The 15,969-nt window shown below is 36.6% G+C and carries 21 protein-coding genes; 10 read left to right on the forward strand and 11 right to left on the reverse strand.

What is annotated here, in order from left to right; genetic code table 11:
* The first annotated feature begins 318 nt into the window (after nt 1–318).
* The 5 genes from V3Z67_RS11065 to V3Z67_RS11085 all read left to right on the forward strand — a co-directional run bounded on the left by V3Z67_RS11065 (nt 319) and on the right by V3Z67_RS11085 (nt 5,477).
* Complete coding sequence (locus tag V3Z67_RS11065) at nt 319–2,079, forward strand: family 43 glycosylhydrolase (protein ID WP_330443365.1); 1,761 nt, start codon at nt 319–321, stop codon at nt 2,077–2,079.
* Nucleotides 2,080–2,103: 24 nt separating this feature from the next.
* Complete coding sequence (locus tag V3Z67_RS11070; protein WP_330443366.1) at nt 2,104–3,546, forward strand: MFS transporter; 1,443 nt, start codon at nt 2,104–2,106, stop codon at nt 3,544–3,546.
* Between the two features lie 145 nt (nt 3,547–3,691).
* Nucleotides 3,692–4,210 (forward strand): hypothetical protein, encoded by a 519-nt coding sequence (locus tag V3Z67_RS11075; protein ID WP_330443367.1) that lies wholly within the window; start codon nt 3,692–3,694, stop codon nt 4,208–4,210.
* An 11-nt stretch (nt 4,211–4,221) separates the two neighbouring features.
* Complete coding sequence (locus tag V3Z67_RS11080) at nt 4,222–5,043, forward strand: hypothetical protein (RefSeq protein ID WP_330443368.1); 822 nt, start codon at nt 4,222–4,224, stop codon at nt 5,041–5,043.
* Between the two features lie 53 nt (nt 5,044–5,096).
* Nucleotides 5,097–5,477 carry a hypothetical protein gene (locus tag V3Z67_RS11085; RefSeq protein ID WP_330443369.1) on the forward strand — a complete coding sequence of 127 codons (381 nt, stop codon included), beginning with the start codon at nt 5,097–5,099 and terminating at the stop codon, nt 5,475–5,477.
* Between the two features lie 34 nt (nt 5,478–5,511).
* Here V3Z67_RS11085 and creD read toward each other — a convergent pair whose 3' ends face one another.
* From creD to V3Z67_RS11135, 10 genes are all read right to left on the reverse strand, one after another.
* Complete coding sequence (gene creD, locus V3Z67_RS11090; RefSeq protein ID WP_330443370.1) at nt 5,512–6,915, reverse strand: cell envelope integrity protein CreD; 1,404 nt, start codon at nt 6,913–6,915, stop codon at nt 5,512–5,514.
* Nucleotides 6,916–7,230: 315 nt separating this feature from the next.
* Nucleotides 7,231–7,638, reverse strand: a complete 408-nt coding sequence (locus V3Z67_RS11095) for a hypothetical protein (RefSeq protein ID WP_330443371.1) — start codon at nt 7,636–7,638, stop codon at nt 7,231–7,233.
* Between the two features lie 3 nt (nt 7,639–7,641).
* Complete coding sequence (locus tag V3Z67_RS11100) at nt 7,642–7,962, reverse strand: hypothetical protein (protein WP_330443372.1); 321 nt, start codon at nt 7,960–7,962, stop codon at nt 7,642–7,644.
* Nucleotides 7,963–7,965: 3 nt separating this feature from the next.
* On the reverse strand, nt 7,966–8,388 hold the full coding sequence (locus tag V3Z67_RS11105; protein ID WP_330443373.1) for a hypothetical protein: 423 nt from the start codon (nt 8,386–8,388) through the stop codon (nt 7,966–7,968).
* 47 nt (nt 8,389–8,435) lie between these two features.
* Nucleotides 8,436–9,092, reverse strand: coding sequence for a DUF1361 domain-containing protein (locus tag V3Z67_RS11110; protein WP_330443374.1), 657 nt, complete (start codon nt 9,090–9,092; stop codon nt 8,436–8,438).
* 55 nt (nt 9,093–9,147) lie between these two features.
* Complete coding sequence (locus V3Z67_RS11115) at nt 9,148–9,444, reverse strand: winged helix-turn-helix domain-containing protein (protein ID WP_330443375.1); 297 nt, start codon at nt 9,442–9,444, stop codon at nt 9,148–9,150.
* 2 nt (nt 9,445–9,446) lie between these two features.
* Nucleotides 9,447–10,040: a hypothetical protein gene (locus V3Z67_RS11120; protein WP_330443376.1), complete on the reverse strand. Its 594-nt coding sequence runs from the start codon at nt 10,038–10,040 to the stop codon at nt 9,447–9,449.
* 138 nt (nt 10,041–10,178) lie between these two features.
* A complete protein-coding gene (locus V3Z67_RS11125; RefSeq protein WP_330443377.1) occupies nt 10,179–11,039 on the reverse strand; it encodes a hypothetical protein in 861 nt (286 codons plus the stop codon).
* A gap of 26 nt (nt 11,040–11,065) precedes the next feature.
* Nucleotides 11,066–11,884 (reverse strand): 3-deoxy-8-phosphooctulonate synthase, encoded by an 819-nt coding sequence (gene kdsA, locus V3Z67_RS11130; RefSeq protein WP_157481257.1) that lies wholly within the window; start codon nt 11,882–11,884, stop codon nt 11,066–11,068.
* A 67-nt stretch (nt 11,885–11,951) separates the two neighbouring features.
* Nucleotides 11,952–12,407 (reverse strand): 2-dehydro-3-deoxyphosphooctonate aldolase, encoded by a 456-nt coding sequence (locus V3Z67_RS11135; RefSeq protein ID WP_330443378.1) that lies wholly within the window; start codon nt 12,405–12,407, stop codon nt 11,952–11,954.
* Nucleotides 12,408–12,527: 120 nt separating this feature from the next.
* Here V3Z67_RS11135 and V3Z67_RS11140 point away from each other — a divergent pair, with 120 nt between their 5' ends.
* The 5 genes from V3Z67_RS11140 to V3Z67_RS11160 all read left to right on the forward strand — a co-directional run bounded on the left by V3Z67_RS11140 (nt 12,528) and on the right by V3Z67_RS11160 (nt 15,127).
* Nucleotides 12,528–13,088 carry a YeeE/YedE family protein gene (locus V3Z67_RS11140; protein WP_330443379.1) on the forward strand — a complete coding sequence of 187 codons (561 nt, stop codon included), beginning with the start codon at nt 12,528–12,530 and terminating at the stop codon, nt 13,086–13,088.
* A gap of 7 nt (nt 13,089–13,095) precedes the next feature.
* Complete coding sequence (locus V3Z67_RS11145; protein ID WP_330443380.1) at nt 13,096–13,509, forward strand: DUF6691 family protein; 414 nt, start codon at nt 13,096–13,098, stop codon at nt 13,507–13,509.
* A complete protein-coding gene (locus V3Z67_RS11150) occupies nt 13,509–13,952 on the forward strand; it encodes a DUF3592 domain-containing protein (RefSeq protein ID WP_330443381.1) in 444 nt (147 codons plus the stop codon). The genes V3Z67_RS11145 and V3Z67_RS11150 overlap by 1 nt, the downstream gene beginning before the upstream one ends.
* Nucleotides 13,953–13,954: 2 nt before the next feature.
* Nucleotides 13,955–14,344: a hypothetical protein gene (locus V3Z67_RS11155; RefSeq protein ID WP_330443382.1), complete on the forward strand. Its 390-nt coding sequence runs from the start codon at nt 13,955–13,957 to the stop codon at nt 14,342–14,344.
* A 330-nt stretch (nt 14,345–14,674) separates the two neighbouring features.
* On the forward strand, nt 14,675–15,127 hold the full coding sequence (locus V3Z67_RS11160) for a hypothetical protein (RefSeq protein WP_330443383.1): 453 nt from the start codon (nt 14,675–14,677) through the stop codon (nt 15,125–15,127).
* Nucleotides 15,128–15,189: 62 nt separating this feature from the next.
* On the opposite strand, the gene V3Z67_RS11165 is transcribed toward V3Z67_RS11160, so the two are convergent.
* Nucleotides 15,190–15,963, reverse strand: coding sequence for a glycoside hydrolase family 16 protein (locus V3Z67_RS11165; RefSeq protein WP_330443384.1), 774 nt, complete (start codon nt 15,961–15,963; stop codon nt 15,190–15,192).
* Nucleotides 15,964–15,969 lie beyond the last annotated feature (6 nt).

A 15,969-nucleotide genomic window follows, 5' to 3' on the forward strand; every position in this document is an offset into this window, starting at 1 on the left:
ACCTTTGAATTTATTAAAAATGCAATTTACGCAGTGTAATGCCAAGTTATATTGATATACTGGTCAAAATTTAGCACAATTTTTAGCATATTCATTTACTATCGTGAAACGTGTTATATGTATATTTATGAAATTTTTAACGAACAAAAATTCACGTTATCCCATAGGGTTTACTGCGGGAAAATTTAGCCGGCCGTATGGCTGTTCCACTAGCTCCAGAAGCGATTACCGTTTAGTTATAAACTAAGTACCTCCGGTTGTCCTTCAATACCGGGTAGAAGAGTACAGCCGTAATTTAATTCCGGTTAATTAATCAACATGAAGAAATTTGTAACATTAGTTATCGCGCTATTAATAATATCTGCGGGCTATGCCCAGCAAACAACATACTGTAATCCCATAAATGTAGATTACGGCTATTGCCCTATACCTAATTTTGTAACTCAGGGCAAGCATCGTGCAACTGCCGATCCCGTTATTACATTTTTTGAGGATGAATACTACCTATTCTCTACTAACCAATGGGGTTACTGGCATAGTGACAACATGGTTGACTGGAAATTTATACCACGTAAATTTTTAAGACCCGAACATAAGGTGTATGATGAGCTTTGCGCGCCATCGGTATCTTATGTAAACGATACGCTTTTGGTTGTTGGTTCTACACACGGTAATGAATTCCCTATATGGATGAGTACCAACCCCAAAACTGATGACTGGAAAGAACTGGTTCATAAATTTGAAGCCGGCGCCTGGGATCCGCAAATATTTTGGGATGAAGATACCGATGAGTTATACCTGTATTACGGCTCCAGTAATATGTATCCTATATATGGCGTAAAGCTTAATAGAAAAACATTCCAGCCGGAAGGTGAGAGAATACCGCTTATAGCCCTTAATGACGACGAACACGGATGGGAGCGCTTTGGCGAATACAACGACAATACTTTTATGCAGCCGTTTATGGAAGGGGCTTTTATGACCAAGCATAACGGAAAATACTACCTGCAGTATGGTGCTCCGGGTACCGAATTTAGTGGATATGCCGATGGTGTATATGTGAGCGACAAACCACTTGGGCCTTTTGAATACCAGTCGTTCAACCCATTTTCATACAAACCGGGAGGTTTTGCAAGAGGAGCAGGGCATGGTGCAACCTATCAGGATCATAACAACGATTACTGGCATGTTTCTACCATTGTAATCTCTACAAAAAATAACTTTGAAAGACGTTTAGGTATCTGGCCTGCCGGTTTTGATACCGATGGTGTTATGTACTCTAATACAGCTTATGGCGATTATCCAACGTATCTGCCTTCACAACATAAAGATCATACCGCACTAAACTCATTTACTGGATGGATGTTACTTAACTACAACAAGCCGGTACAGGTATCGTCTACACTGGGAGGTTTTCAGCCTAATTATGCGATTGATGAGGATATTAAATCGTACTGGAGTGCAAAAAGCGCCGATAAGGGTGAGTACATCATTACCGACCTTGGAGAGAAAAGTACTATCAACGCCATCCAGATTAATTATGCTGATCAGGATGTGGATATTATGGGTAAACCCGAAACCACTACAGGGCACAAATACATTATTTACAGCTCTAACGACGGTAAGAAATGGAAAGTACTGGTAGATAAAAGTAAGAATACTAAAGATGTGCCGCACGATTACATTCAGCTTGAAAAAGCAGCAACAGCACGTTACATAAAACTGGAAAACATACAAATGCCAACGGGTAAGTTTGCTGTTAGCGGACTAAGAATATTCGGTAAAGGGCAGGGAGTGAAACCGGGTGAGGTTAAAAACTTTGCTCCGTTACGATCGGCACCAAGAAAAAAAGGGGAGAGAAGAAACGTATGGTTTAAATGGCAGCAGGAACCTAATGCCGATGGTTATGTGATATACTTTGGTAAATCACCCGATAAGATGTATGGCTCTATAATGGTATACGGTAAAAATGAATATTATTTTTCAGGGCTTGACAGGACAGACGCATATTATTTTCAAATAGAAGCATTTAATAATAACGGTATCGGTCCGCGTACCGAGATCAAAAAATCAGAATAACAACTATTAATAATAAGTACATTTATGAGTTCAACTAATTCACAGACCACAAATTGGGGTCAGTTTATTCCCTTAGTATCAGTATTTTTCTTTTGGGGATTTGTTGCCGCAAGTAACGACATCTTAATTCCTGTATTTAAGGAAGCCTTTGAGCTATCCCAAAGTCAAAGCCAGCTGGTAGCTGTAGCATTTTATGTGGCATATACCATAGGTTCTTTAATTTACATAGGGGTTTCTTATTTAATGAAACAGGATATCGTTAATAAATTAGGCTATAAAAATTCCCTTTCAGTAGGCTTGGTAATATCAGCTTTAGGAACATTATTATTTTATCCGGCTGCTAATACAGGGTCATTTCCATTAATGCTGTCTGGTCTGTTTATAGTAGGACTTGGGTTTTCACTTCAGCAAACTGTTGCTAATCCGCTGGCTATTGCTTTAGGTTCTCCTTCAACAGGTTCACAAAGGCTTACGCTTGCCGGTGGTATCAATAACTTTGGTACAACAATTGGCCCGCTTATCGTGAGTTTTGCGATTTTCGGTTCGGTTTCATCTCCTTCAACAGAGGTTAGTGTAGAAAGTGTTAAAGCTCCTTATCTTATATTAGGAGGTATATTTTTATTGGCAGCCATACTTTTAAAAGTGTCATCACTGCCTAACCACCCTGCTACAGAAGAAGATATTATTGAAGAAACATCTTCTGCAGGTAAATCGGCTTTAAAGTACCCTCAGTTGGTTTTAGGTATGGTGGCTATTTTCCTTTATGTAGGTGTTGAGGTTGCAACCGCAAGTAACCTTCCTGCTTACCTTGAAAAGGGAATGGGCTTTAGTACAAAAGAAGTAGCTCCTTATGTATCATTATACTGGGCCAGCCTTATGATAGGACGTTGGACAGGCGCAGTGGAAGTGTTTACACAAAACAAAAAAATGTTAAAAGTGCTTAAGTTTGTAGCTCCTTATTTAGCCTTTGGTGTGTTTTTAGGAGTAAATGCCATTGCAGAGCATGACTTACAGCCATTCTATGTATATGCAGTAATTATACTTGTACTTATTGGTGCTGATATTGCCAGTAAAGGTAACCCTGCAAAAATGCTTTTATTATTCTCTGTACTTGGTATTATTGCCAGTATTATAGGTATGTCTACAACAGGTATGGTAAGTGTTTATGCATTTACAAGTATCGGTTTATTTTGTAGTACATTATGGCCATGTATTTTTGCCCTTGCTATTAACGGACTTGGTAAACAAACGAACCAAGGTAGTAATTACCTAATCATGATGATTATGGGTGGTGGTATTGTAAGCTGGATTCAGGGTCTTGTTGCTGATGCAACAAGTATTCACACAAGTTACATTGTAGGTGTAATCTGTTTCGCTTACCTAGTGTTTTATGCTTGGAGAGTACAGGGTATTCTTAAAAGCCAGGGTATTGATTTAAATACTAAAATAAGTGGCGGAGCCCACTAAAATATAAAGTCAATTCTTTAAAAAGTCCTGCCATTCGGCAGGACTTTTTTGTTTACATCATGTTAAATATTTGTGAAACGTATTCGGTTAGCATTTTGTTTTTTAATAAATTAGTTATTATCCTTTAATCTAAAACCTAATAAACATGAAAACAAATAAACCAAATTTCAAAAAACAGTTATTATTACTTATTTCATTTTTAGGATTAACTTTTACTTTAAATGCTCAGGAAATTAGAGTGGGAGCTCATGGTGCATTTCCCACAGGTGATGCTTCAGATGTTTCTTCCTTTAATGCTGGTGTTGATGCATCGGTATACTTTTTTGATATAAATGAGCAGGTTAGTTTAGGAGTATCTACAGGATATACCCGCTTTTTTGGAAAAGATGAAACTATAGGAGATATAAAGTTTGAATACGATGATTTTGCTTATATACCAATTACTGTATCAGCAAGAGGGCTTTTTGGAACAAAACAAAATATATTTTATACGGCTAATTTAGGGTATGCTGTAGGACTTGACGATGCAGACGGTGGGTTTATTTATCAGGCTAACTTGGGCTGGACTAATTCTGTTATTGATGTTTTTGCTTTTTACAGAGGTATTAGTGACGAAATAACGGTAAATTCTTTTGGGGCAGGAGTAGCCTTTAAAGTTTTATAAAATAAGTAGGTATGAAGTCAGTTTTAAAAATAATTGCATTATTACTCTTATTTACGGTTAATGTATACTCACAGGATGCTGTAGACAAGGTTATTATGCTTAACGGTGAGAGTAAAGAGGGGAAGGTTACCAGTATGGGTAATGAGAGCATAAAATTTGTATATAAAGGTGAAACTCTTGAATATGATCTTAAGAAATCAGAAATCAATAAAGTGATTTTTGCCAGTGGGAGGGAAGAGGTATTTAATAAAAAACAGACAACACAGCAGCAGTCAATGTCTACCCCGGCAGACAGGAGAAATAAGCTAGCTGTTTTGCCTTTTAATTTTACGACAAATGATGACGGTTTGATGTCTGAAGATCTTAGTCATCGTATGCAAAATCATTGTGTTGATGATTTTAAAGGGGATACTTCTCTTATAACAGTTCAGGATCCAATGGAGACAAATGCTTTACTTGCCAGAAACAATATTGATATAAATAATATACAGTCGGTAATGCCAAAGGACCTGGCTGTAATGCTTGGGGTAGAGTATGTTGTTTATTCTACAGGTAATATTGTAAATAAAGGTAGCCAGACCTATGGAAGTGAAGTCTCTACTTATAAGGATAAGGATAAATATAAAAACAATTCTAAGGGTTCAACAGTTACTACAAATAATTCTACTACAGTTATTAATTACAATACTACCATTGAAATGCGTATTTACAACGATGAGGGTAAAAATGTATATAGTGATTCCAAAAACTCTTTCGGTAGTTCATTAGATTCCTATAAGGCTACAATTAAGTATTTGGTTAAACGTACACCGTTTGGCAGTAAGAGAAAATAATTGGGATTACAGGTGCAATTATTTATCTTTGGTCAACTAAAAAATTAACCATTATGAGAAGAATTGCAATTATAGCTATCCTAACGGTTGCTGTAAATTTAATAGCCTGTAACGATAAGAAAGCCGATGAAGAAACAACCAATCAGGAGACAGAAACTAAAGATATAGTAGTGCCTGAGGTGCCCGAAAATGCCGAAGAAAAACAGGTAACCATAAAAGCTACCGTACTTTCTGTAGAGCACGGTAAGGATGGTGTTACTGCTAAGGCGGTAGATGATGACGGAATTGAGTATTCAATTATTATAAGCATACCGAACCTTAAGGAACCTGATATGTACAGGGAAGTTAAAAAAGGCGACATTATTACCGTAAGCGGTACACTTTGGGAAATGGAAGGGCAAAATTACTTTAAGGCTGTAACCTTAATGATATAATTAACAAGCCCCCGCATTTGCGGGGGCTTTTTTGTTAGGCTTTGGCGGTTGATGATGAACTGTTGTTCCAGTCAATTTTCCTTGAGACAAACATTACTGCCCCAAGTATTACAAAAAGGCCAATGCTGCCTACAAGCAATGCATAGTCTTCCAGTTGTATGATTACATATATAAACGAATACAGTGCGCTGAGTGAAATGGCGATAAACAGCGGGAACTTAATTCCTTTTAATATGGAAACAGAATACAACCCAATCATAACCACAACAGCTGCACCGGCAACAAAATAACCCAACATAAAGCTACTGTGTTCTGTTATGGAAATAAGGAGTGTATAGAACATAATAAGTGCAAGCCCAATCATGCCATACTGAAAAATATGGATACTTATTTTACTTATGGTTTGAATTAGGAAGAAAACCAGGAAGGTAAGTCCTATTACAAGAAAACCGTATTTTGCAGCTCTTTCAGATTGCTGATACTCGTCTACAGGTGTAATAAAGCCTGTTTCAAATGTATAGTCACTAAGGTCTGGCAATCCATTAAAATACTGTTGTGCAAAAGGACGGTTTAGGTAAGAAATACTCCAGTGTGCCGGGAAGCTTTGTCCCTGGATACCGGTTGTTTTAGGAAGGAAGTTTCCTTTAAAACTTGGAGAATGCCAGTTTGAGGTCATGGTAGCTTCGGTTTGTTTACCTATTGGTACAATGCTTAGGCTCTCGCTACCCTGATATTTTATATTTAAAGAAAAAGGAGCGCTATTGTTAGCTAGCAGCTCCTTTATGTTTACAGGAGCAGTTTCCATTACAGATTCGCGCTCCCTTTTCGTGGTTTGAGCAATAGGTTCAAATGCAAGTTTTTTACCACCTATGGTAATGTTTGCACTGCCCTGTATGCCTTTTATGTTTGTAGTTTTTATTGTTAAACGGGTTTGATCCCAGTGTATATCAGCTTCCTCAACTTTTTCTGAAGTTTTTTGAGTAGAGAAATCGGGTAGGGAATAACTACCTTTAAAATCCAGGTCGGAAGTATATACCGCCGACTTATATATACCTCTTTTTTTACTTTCGGTATCAACATTTACGTCAATATTAGCCTTTAGCTCATCCGGAAAGAAATAAGCGTACTCTGTATATGGAGTGATTTCATAAGTTACTTTTTTTGTCTTCTCGTCTACTATTTTTGTTTTTTCGTATACAGTATAGGGAACCTTAATTATAGGTCCGTAAAAGTACACATCACCTCCCCATTTTTCATTAATTTCCTGAATCACTTCTTTTTGACGTTGTGCACGCTCAAATATTAAGCTCTTTACAAACTGAAGCGGAATTAAGAGGATAAAAACCAATAGTCCCACCATAATTATTTTTGCGGTGTTAGACTGGAAAAAGCCCTGAGGTTTTTCGTTGTTTTGTGTTGTATTTACATTTTGTTCCATAATTGATTTTGTTAGGGTTAATTGTTTATGATTAATATTAATAGAGCTGTTGGCATGTTTAATAACAGCATAAGGCTTCTTAGTATCAGTTTTGTTCTGTTTTTTGTGTAATAGCTTATGTTTATTAGGTTGTTTACTATCATTACCATATTAAAAAAGGCTGCACTTACCATGTATACAAACAATGTTATTACGCATGTAAAATAATTTCCTGTAATGCAAATTGTAAAGGCTATTAGTCCGGTAACCAGTGTTATGAGATATATTTTTTTGGTTAGTTTTAAAAGTTGCTCACTATCATTGGGTATATTTTTATTAAAAGTCATAGTGATCATAATAGTTTACAATAATTAGTATATATGAACTTACATAGGCAATGACTACCGGGATGTTTATGAGCATATATGCCATTGCAAGCAATATTTTTTTGCTGTAACCTTTATTACTCAAGGCTGTTATTAGCGCTATAAAAAGAATAAGACCATTAATTAGCGTTGCAATTGCTATGAATATTAAACTTGCAACTGCGATTGTTATTTGTGTTTCATCGGTATCAAATGTTTTATTGTTTTGTATTAATGATATTATTGGGTTATGTGCTGTTATAAAGCTGGTTATGAATAATGGTACGGCTATGGTAAACGTTATTGCTGCTGTTTTTTTACAGATGTCACATATAAGTTGTACTGTTTTAGGTACTTGGTTTGTACTTGTTGTTTCCATGACTTAGGGCTTATAAGGAAATGTTGTTGAGAAATAAAGCAGGTAAACAATAGCCGGCGGTACATTTGCCAGTGTTAACACATTTCGCCACAGGTTTACTGTTGGCCTGTAAAAGGACGAAAGGATTAAGAGCAACAATACAACCACTGTGTTTAGTATAGCAACTCCCCACAAGAACCCGCTGCGATAATGTTCGTTAAAACTCTCTTTATCCAAATGCAGCGAATAAAACAGTAGGGTAGTGCCAATACTAAGGGTTGCGGTCAGTACAACCATTGGCAGTATTACAATTATTATGGTTTTGGTTGAAGGTGTGGTTGTCATTAATTACTGTATTAAAAATGTATCTTTTATCCTTTGTAACGGCAAGTGCAGCATCCTGAAATAATCAAGGTCGTAAAACCTTAATGCCTGTTTGCCCTCTTTGTATCTCCTTATGAAATAGGGTAGCGCCAGCGGACTCAACAACAAGCCTGTAATGGCAGAGATTACAGTAACAATACTTATATCTCCGTTTCCTAACAGGTAGTAATGCATGGCAATCTCTTCCCTGTTGTTTACCTCTTTATTGATAAGTACCCTTAGTATATCCTGCTTCTCAGGTATAGGGTAGGTTTCATTGCTGTTGTCAAACAAAAACCTGCCAAGAGTGTTACCTAAACTGCCTTTAGGGTAGCTTATTAAATCTTCCAGTGTTATATCGTGTTTCGGCTTTTCTGTAAAGCCTGTTATTAGTGCTAATGTTTTCATGTGTGTCTTTTTTTACTTTGAATTTCAAAGTAGATTTATAAATTTTTTTATTCAGGTTCAGGATACATAATAAAAGCCAGAAACATAAATACGCCAAAGCCTAATGTCATTCCCCATGATGTTTTACATTCCGGACAAACCGTTAGGCTTACAAATATGCATTGTACCAACTCTAAAGGCTTATGCAATATATCCCAACTGTTATAGCGTAAAAAGCGCCCCAAATAGATACCAAAGCCGGTTAGAAAACTAATGATGAGCATAAGCCCCCAGGTCATAAAATAATTGAACCTTACGGCAAGCATTAAAAACATTTGTTTCATTGACTTGATGCCAAAAAGTAATCCGCTAAGGGAAAAACTTATCAGTAACAGTACATCAAACCAAACCGGTATACTTGTTTCCCTTTTAAGATGGATGAAATCTGTAATTATATAAGGCGCATTAGGCAGGAACATGAGCCAGGCAAAGAAAAGGGGGTAAAAACAGTGTTTCTTCTCTATAAGGTGTGGCCTGTCTATCATGTATCCTGTTATTCCTAATGGCACATAAGCTAAAAAGATGTTCCAGGCTAAAAAGAAATAAAATTCAGATCGTGCAATGGCTACTCTGGTTATCAATAAACAAACGGCAAAGCATGCCATGGTTATCAGTAGGGCGTTATTCCTGAACTGATTGTTAATTACAGATTTTAATGTTTTCATTTTATTATTTTAAAAGTACTTTGTTTTTCAAAGTAAAAAAGTAAAAAAATATAGTTTACTTTTTCTGGATTAATTTTTCAAGTGCATCAATATGATCTTTAAAGGCTTTACGGCCTTCTTTAGTTGCTATATAGCGGGTATTAGGCTTTTTACCTATAAACTGTTTTTCAATAGTTATATAGTTTTCACTTTCCAGCGCTTTTGCATGGCTGGCAAGGTTACCGTCTGTTACACCCAGTAATTCTTTAAGCGTTGTAAAATCGGCATACTTGTTTACCACAAGTACCGACATGATGCCGAGACGTATCCTGTGGTCAAAGGCCTTATTTATATGTTGTAATATATTCTTCAAACTTACTGTTTTCGGTCATATTTAAAATGCATCACGGTTCCATACACAATATGGCATCCTCCAAATCCAAGTGCCCAAAATTCCAGTCCGTAACCCATAAACCACGTGGCAAATAAGCCTATAATTATCATTGTTAAACCTAAATAGCGTACATCTCTCAATGTATATTTACTGGCATTTACACATGATAGTCCGTAAAAAATCAATGTTATAGGGGCAATTAGGCCATAATAATGATTCTTAATTAATAACAGTGCAAAAATGCCTCCTGTACAAAGCGGAATCATAAAGTTAGCTAACAGTCGTTTTGACGTAGAGCTCCAAATCATATCCCCGCTCTTACGGGCTTTTTTCAAAGTAAGCAATAGCGCTGTTGAAACAGACAGTACAAGTACAGCGGCAGCAATTAACAGAATGTACTTAAAGGTCAGGCTTTCAAGAGTATATTTTTCTTCAGCAACATGGTTTACTAAATAAGCCCCTGCCAGTGCATAAATGCCTGCCATAATTCCCGATATCCCGCTAAGGGAAAGGAACTGTGACGACCTATCCATCATCTTTTTTATATCCTGAATGTCCTTTATGTAGTTTTCCATAGTAAAGTACTTTGAAATACAAAGTTAATGAATTTTCTGAAATTTCCAAAAAAATATTCAAAAATCGGTAGGGGTTAGGTAAGGGGATATAAAAAGCGCCCCTGTAAAGGAGCGCCTGTATTATAAATGGTATAGGTTTTATATCCTGAAGATACCGCCTATAGCTACTATTCTCTGGAAGAATGAAAAATGTTGTGAAGCTCTGTCGGCACCAGAATGGGTAGTACGTATGTCATGCATGTCTATATAACCGCTTTTAAATTCTCCCTGTATAAAGAAGTGTTTAAAAAAGGTTAGATTAATGCCTGCCTTAGCAGCTACACCATAACCTGAGATATGGAAATCGTCGTGCCTGTCCATACCAAGTACCTTAGCATTGGTTTTAGGGTATAAAAAGCCTCCGCCAATACCTTCGGTAATATTTACCTGAAACTTATCAGTATTAGTAAGACCTAAATATTTTGAAACATCGTCTACACGGGCAAACTCTACGTTTATGTAGTTTAGTCCGTCTGTATGTTCAAATGTCAGGAAATCTTCCGTAAGCGTAATTGGTACATTGTTATATATACCGTTAAAAGCAGCGCCGGGCTGACTTTCGTCCATGTCCACATAACCGTTAATATTGGCTACCTGGTTTTGGCTCATTACATACTTCATGTGGTCTATACCAAGGGAAATACTGTAATGGTCGCTAATAAAATAACCTATGCGCAGGTTTGTTTGCGGTATGGTCATTTTAGTAGGGTTAACATAGTCAACATGCCATCCTTTAGGTTTGTCATGTGCTTCTACGTCCTGTAGGGTAAAGTTATACCCCGGTCCGGAAAAGTTAATGTCTGATCTTGAGAAGGATTCTCTGTTTCCTCCCCAAAGGACGAAAAACTTTCCTTTGTTGTGAGCTGTGTATTTTTCAGGGGCTGTTGCTAGTTCCTGGGAAAAGGTGTACTGTGAAAAAACACAAAAAGATAGTACAACCAGTAATAATGGTTGTTTCACGATAAAATAATTAAAAAAATAAGGTATTAAAAGTTGTTGATCGTTTTTCTGATCGCTACAAGCCTTTCCATTAAACCTTCAAAGTAATCAAGGTGCAGCATGTTAGCACCATCACTTTTTGCATTAGCAGGATCAAAGTGAGTTTCAATAAAAATTCCATCTACACCAACCGCTATACCGGCTTTTGCGATGGTTTCAATCATGTCAGGCCTACCTCCGGTAACACCGGTAGACTGGTTAGGCTGCTGTAGGGAGTGAGTAACATCCAGCACAGTAGAGGCAAACTGTTTCATGGTAGGAATGCCCCTGTAATCAACAATCATGTCCTGATAGCCAAACATAGTTCCCCTGTCTGTAACCATTACATTTTCGTTATTACAATCCAATACCTTTTGTACGGCGTGTTTCATGCTTTCCGGGCTCATAAACTGACCTTTTTTAAGGTTTACTGTTTTACCGGTTTCGGCAGCAGCAACCACAAGGTCGGTTTGTCTTACCAAAAAGGCAGGTATTTGCAGTACATCCACATACTCGGCAGCTTTTGCCGCATCTTCATTCTCATGAATATCGGTAACGGTAGGCACGCCAAAAGTTTGCGATACCTTTTGAAGTATTTTAAGGGCTTTCTCATCGCCTATACCTGTAAAGCTGTCTATGCGGGAACGGTTAGCTTTTTTGAACGATCCTTTAAATACATAAGGAATCTGTAGCCTGTCGGTAATCCCAACCAGTTTTTCGGCAATGCGAAGTGCCATATCTTCACCTTCAATGGCACAAGGCCCGGCAAGTACAAAAAAGTTGCCGCTGTCGGTATGTTTTATCTGAGGTATATTCTGTAAGTTCATAGATACTGAAATTTGTGGTGCAAAGATAAAAAATAAAAGCCTTAGTAGTACACTAAGGCTTTTACGGTTATTTTAATTCCTTTATGCCAAATCCGGCAGGGGCCATTATCTTCCCTTTTTCATAAAGGTTAATGTATATTTTTACGGGAGTTTCAAGTCCGTCCCAGGTTACTTCATACACGTCCAGTAGTCCGGCACCCATACTGTTCCTTTCCGACGGGAACGGGCAGCAAGCTTCCTGTTTTGTATAAGTTATTTTTTGTCCCTCTGGTCCGGTAAGTGCGTCAAAATAGCGCTTTACATTAATCTCGGCAGTTTGTACCGGCAGGAAACCAAGGTTAACAGGCCAGTCCTGGTCGTAACCGTACTTGTTGTTTTGTGCCGTTTCGGTAATAATAAAGGTGCGCTCCTTAGAGAGGTTAGGCATCCTGGCAGTATTGTCAATATTTTTTATGGTATTGCGCGTACTTATGCACGATGTGGCAAAGGCAGCTAATACAATTGTAAGGAATATTTTTTTCATAAAAAGTAGTTGAAATGCACCTCAAAGGTAAGGGAAATTTTATGTTTTAAGAAGCTATACACTCTATGCGGGTTAAAAAGTCTAAATTGCTATTTTTGTAGAAATTTGAAAAAACACATTATGTATAGTTTTTATGGTACATGGCCGTGGTATGTTTCCGGCTTTTTGATTGGGGCAGTAATGCTGGCTCTTATTTATTTTGGTAAAAGCTTCGGCATGTCGTCTAACCTGCGTACTATGTGTACTGCACTTGGAGCAGGCAAAACAGCCGATTTCTTTAAGTTTGACTGGAAAACTCAACGCTGGAATCTTACAGTGGTACTTGGTGCCATGCTGGGCGGATTTATAGCTACGCATTACCTGAGCGATGGCAGTGGCGTAAATCTTAACCCACAAACGGTGGTAGAGCTAAGGCAAATGAATATTGATGAGCCAAACGGTAAGCTCTTACCTGATGCGCTTGTTGGCCCTGAAGCCTTACAGTCACCTAAAGTACTTTTAATACTGCTTCTTGGTGGTGTACTGGTAGGTTTTGGTACCCGTTATGCCGGCGGATGTACATCGGGGCATGCCATATCGGGGTTAAGTAACCTGCAGTTACCTTCATTTATTGCAGTAATCGGATTTTTTATTGGTGGCCTTATAATGTCGTGGCTACTGTTACCATTAATTTTAAACTAACAGAAACATGAAATTCCTAAAATATTTACTGGTTGGATTAGTATTTGGTATCGTTCTTACCAAGTCAGAAGCCGTTTCATGGTACCGTATATACGAAATGTTCCACTTTCAATCATTCCACATGTTTGGGATAATAATGACAGCCGTTGTGGTTGGGGTAGTGGGCATACAGCTTATTAAACGCAATAATGTAAAAGACATTACCGGTCAGCCTATTGTAATTCCTGATAAAGATAAAGGGTTTACCAACTATATGACAGGGGGTATACTGTTTGGTTTAGGATGGGGACTTATAGGTACCTGCCCAGGACCTATATTCATACTAATAGGTGCAGGTTTTTACGGAATAGGTTTAGTATTGCTTGGTGCTTTAGTAGGGACTTACCTGTACGGCCTATTAAGGAATAAATTACCGCATTAATGTTTTTTGAACAGGAACCGGTATTTTATGGCGGATTGGCATTTATCATATTTCCTTTTATCGTACTAGGGATAATACTCTATTTTTATGAAGTCACCATAAAAAAATGGAAAACAACCGAAGGCATGATATTAAGAAATACTGTAGAACGGGATAAAAAAGATACTGACAGATATTGGAGAAACTATGTTGTTTATGAATATTCTGTTGGAGATAAATTTTACCAGAATAATGATAGCCATACCCGAAACCTAATATTTGGAAGCAACTTAAAATCGATAGTACCTAATGGCAGATTTATTGAAGGGGAAAAAGTAAAGGTGTATTATAACCCTGAAAAACCTCATAAATCAGTTATTGATAATAAGTTTGACTATTATAATTTAGTAATACTATTTTTTAGTGGGTTAGGTACATACATGGTTTACTACAATTGGAAATAAATATGGAAGTGAAAAAATCTCATGAAGCTAATTTTCTAAAGTATTTTTTATACACTTTAGGAGTCATAGTTTTATTGTTTTATGTTATAGTTCCTATAGGTTCGGCTATTCAGGTTTTATCGTCTGACGCTTATGATGTGGCTACTGATTTTATAAAGAGTGACAGTATCGTAATAAGTAAGGTAGGTCAGGTAAAACAATTTGAGACTCTACCACACGGAAGGATAGGTCATGGTACCTATAAAAAAGATGCTCAAATAGAAACAGAAGTAACAGGAGACAAAGGAACAGTCGAAATAATACTGATTATGGAAACCAATGACAAAATGGATTGGGTAGTACAAAAATTATATATAGATAAAGTTATTTACAGGGATTATGAAACTGAGTAAACTACTATACATATTAGCCTCATTAATATTGTTATTTGCTTTAAGGATTCTTTTTGATGTTTATAAGAGCCTATATTTTGATATTCGTTTTGTTTATGCTTTTATACATGGTTTATATGTATGGATTTTAGGAGGAATTAGTCTCTTTCTATTTCGTTTAGCAGAAAAGGAATATAATAAAGAAAGGAAGCTATAAGCTTCCTTTTTATTATCTTAGAATTAAAAATCTGTATGTATAAAACATTTTTTCTTCTAATAATATTCAGTTGTATATCATGTAAACCCTATTTAGATAATGAAAAATATAAATCTATAGGGAAAAATGAAATTTTGAATTTTGACTATTATAGAGATCATAATGTATTTGAAGTAAAACACATAATACCCGCAACGGCAGATAAAGAAATATACTATCCCAGAAAGTTTAAAATTAACTTACCCAAGAATATTAAAGACTGGTATGTAAGTAATAATACTTATCTGTTTAATTTTGAAAACAATCAGTTTCTGGTTATTCAGGCAGGTTTTATTGATGATGATATACAAAGAGCTTGGAACTTTGAGAGTTTTGATGATATCTACTCAAAAAGGGATTTTTATGATATATTGAACGATTTTGGACTATCGGAAAACTATATTGATAAGAAATTGGAATCTAAAAACTCTAATCGGTTAACTAAGCTATATACAAATTCTGATGTCAATATTATTTTATTCAATGTGAAAAAGGAGAACTATGATGATTTTCTAAAAAATATAAAAACATTTGAATACTTGAACTAAATAAAAAAAGGAAACTTATAGCTTCCTTTTTTTAACTAACTAACTCAAACATAAACTAATTATTAATTAGAGTAAACCCTAATATAGTCTATTATAAATTCCTGAGGGAATATGTTGTCGTCCACTTCGAGCCCGCCAAAGTTTCCGCCTATCGCTACATTTACTAAAAAGTAAAACGGCTGGTTGTATGGCCAAACTTCTGTTGTTTTGTCTTTCGGTTCAAACTTGTAAACCGAATTGCCATCTATAAAAAACTCAATAAAGTTTTCTGTCCAGTTTATAGCATAGGTATGAAAACCCTCTTCTATATTTTTAATCTCAGTTTTCTTTGTATTTATGGTATTACCATGACTGTCCTGCGTGTGGAGAGAGGTAAAAGCCATATGCGGTTCTTTACCCACATACTCCAGTATATCTATCTCTCCGGCCATAGGCCAGCCTACCTGGTCAATGTTAGAACCTAACATCCAAAAAGCGGGCCAAATTCCCTGTCCGGTAGGGATTTTTGCTTTTGCTTCTATATATCCGTACTTAAACTCTTTGTTACCCTTTGTCGTTAAGCGTGTTGAGGTATAAGTAGAATCGTTTATTTTTTTTGCGGTAATTATTAAGTTACCGTTTTCTAGTTTGTGATTGTCTTTGGTATACACCTGGCGCTCGTTGTTACCCCATCCGCAAATGTTAGGACAACCGTTACCAAGTTCAAAATTCCAAACCAATTCATTAAGTTCCGATCCGTCAAAATTCTCTTCCCACAAAAGTTCGCGCTCTTTCTCTTTTTTACCACACGATAGGGCAAGGGCCGAAAAAAGGAATACTATAGCTGTTTTTTTCATACTGGT

The sequence above is a fragment of the Flavobacterium sp. C4GT6 genome (assembly GCF_036347315.1).
Lineage (GTDB): Bacteria > Bacteroidota > Bacteroidia > Flavobacteriales > Flavobacteriaceae > Flavobacterium.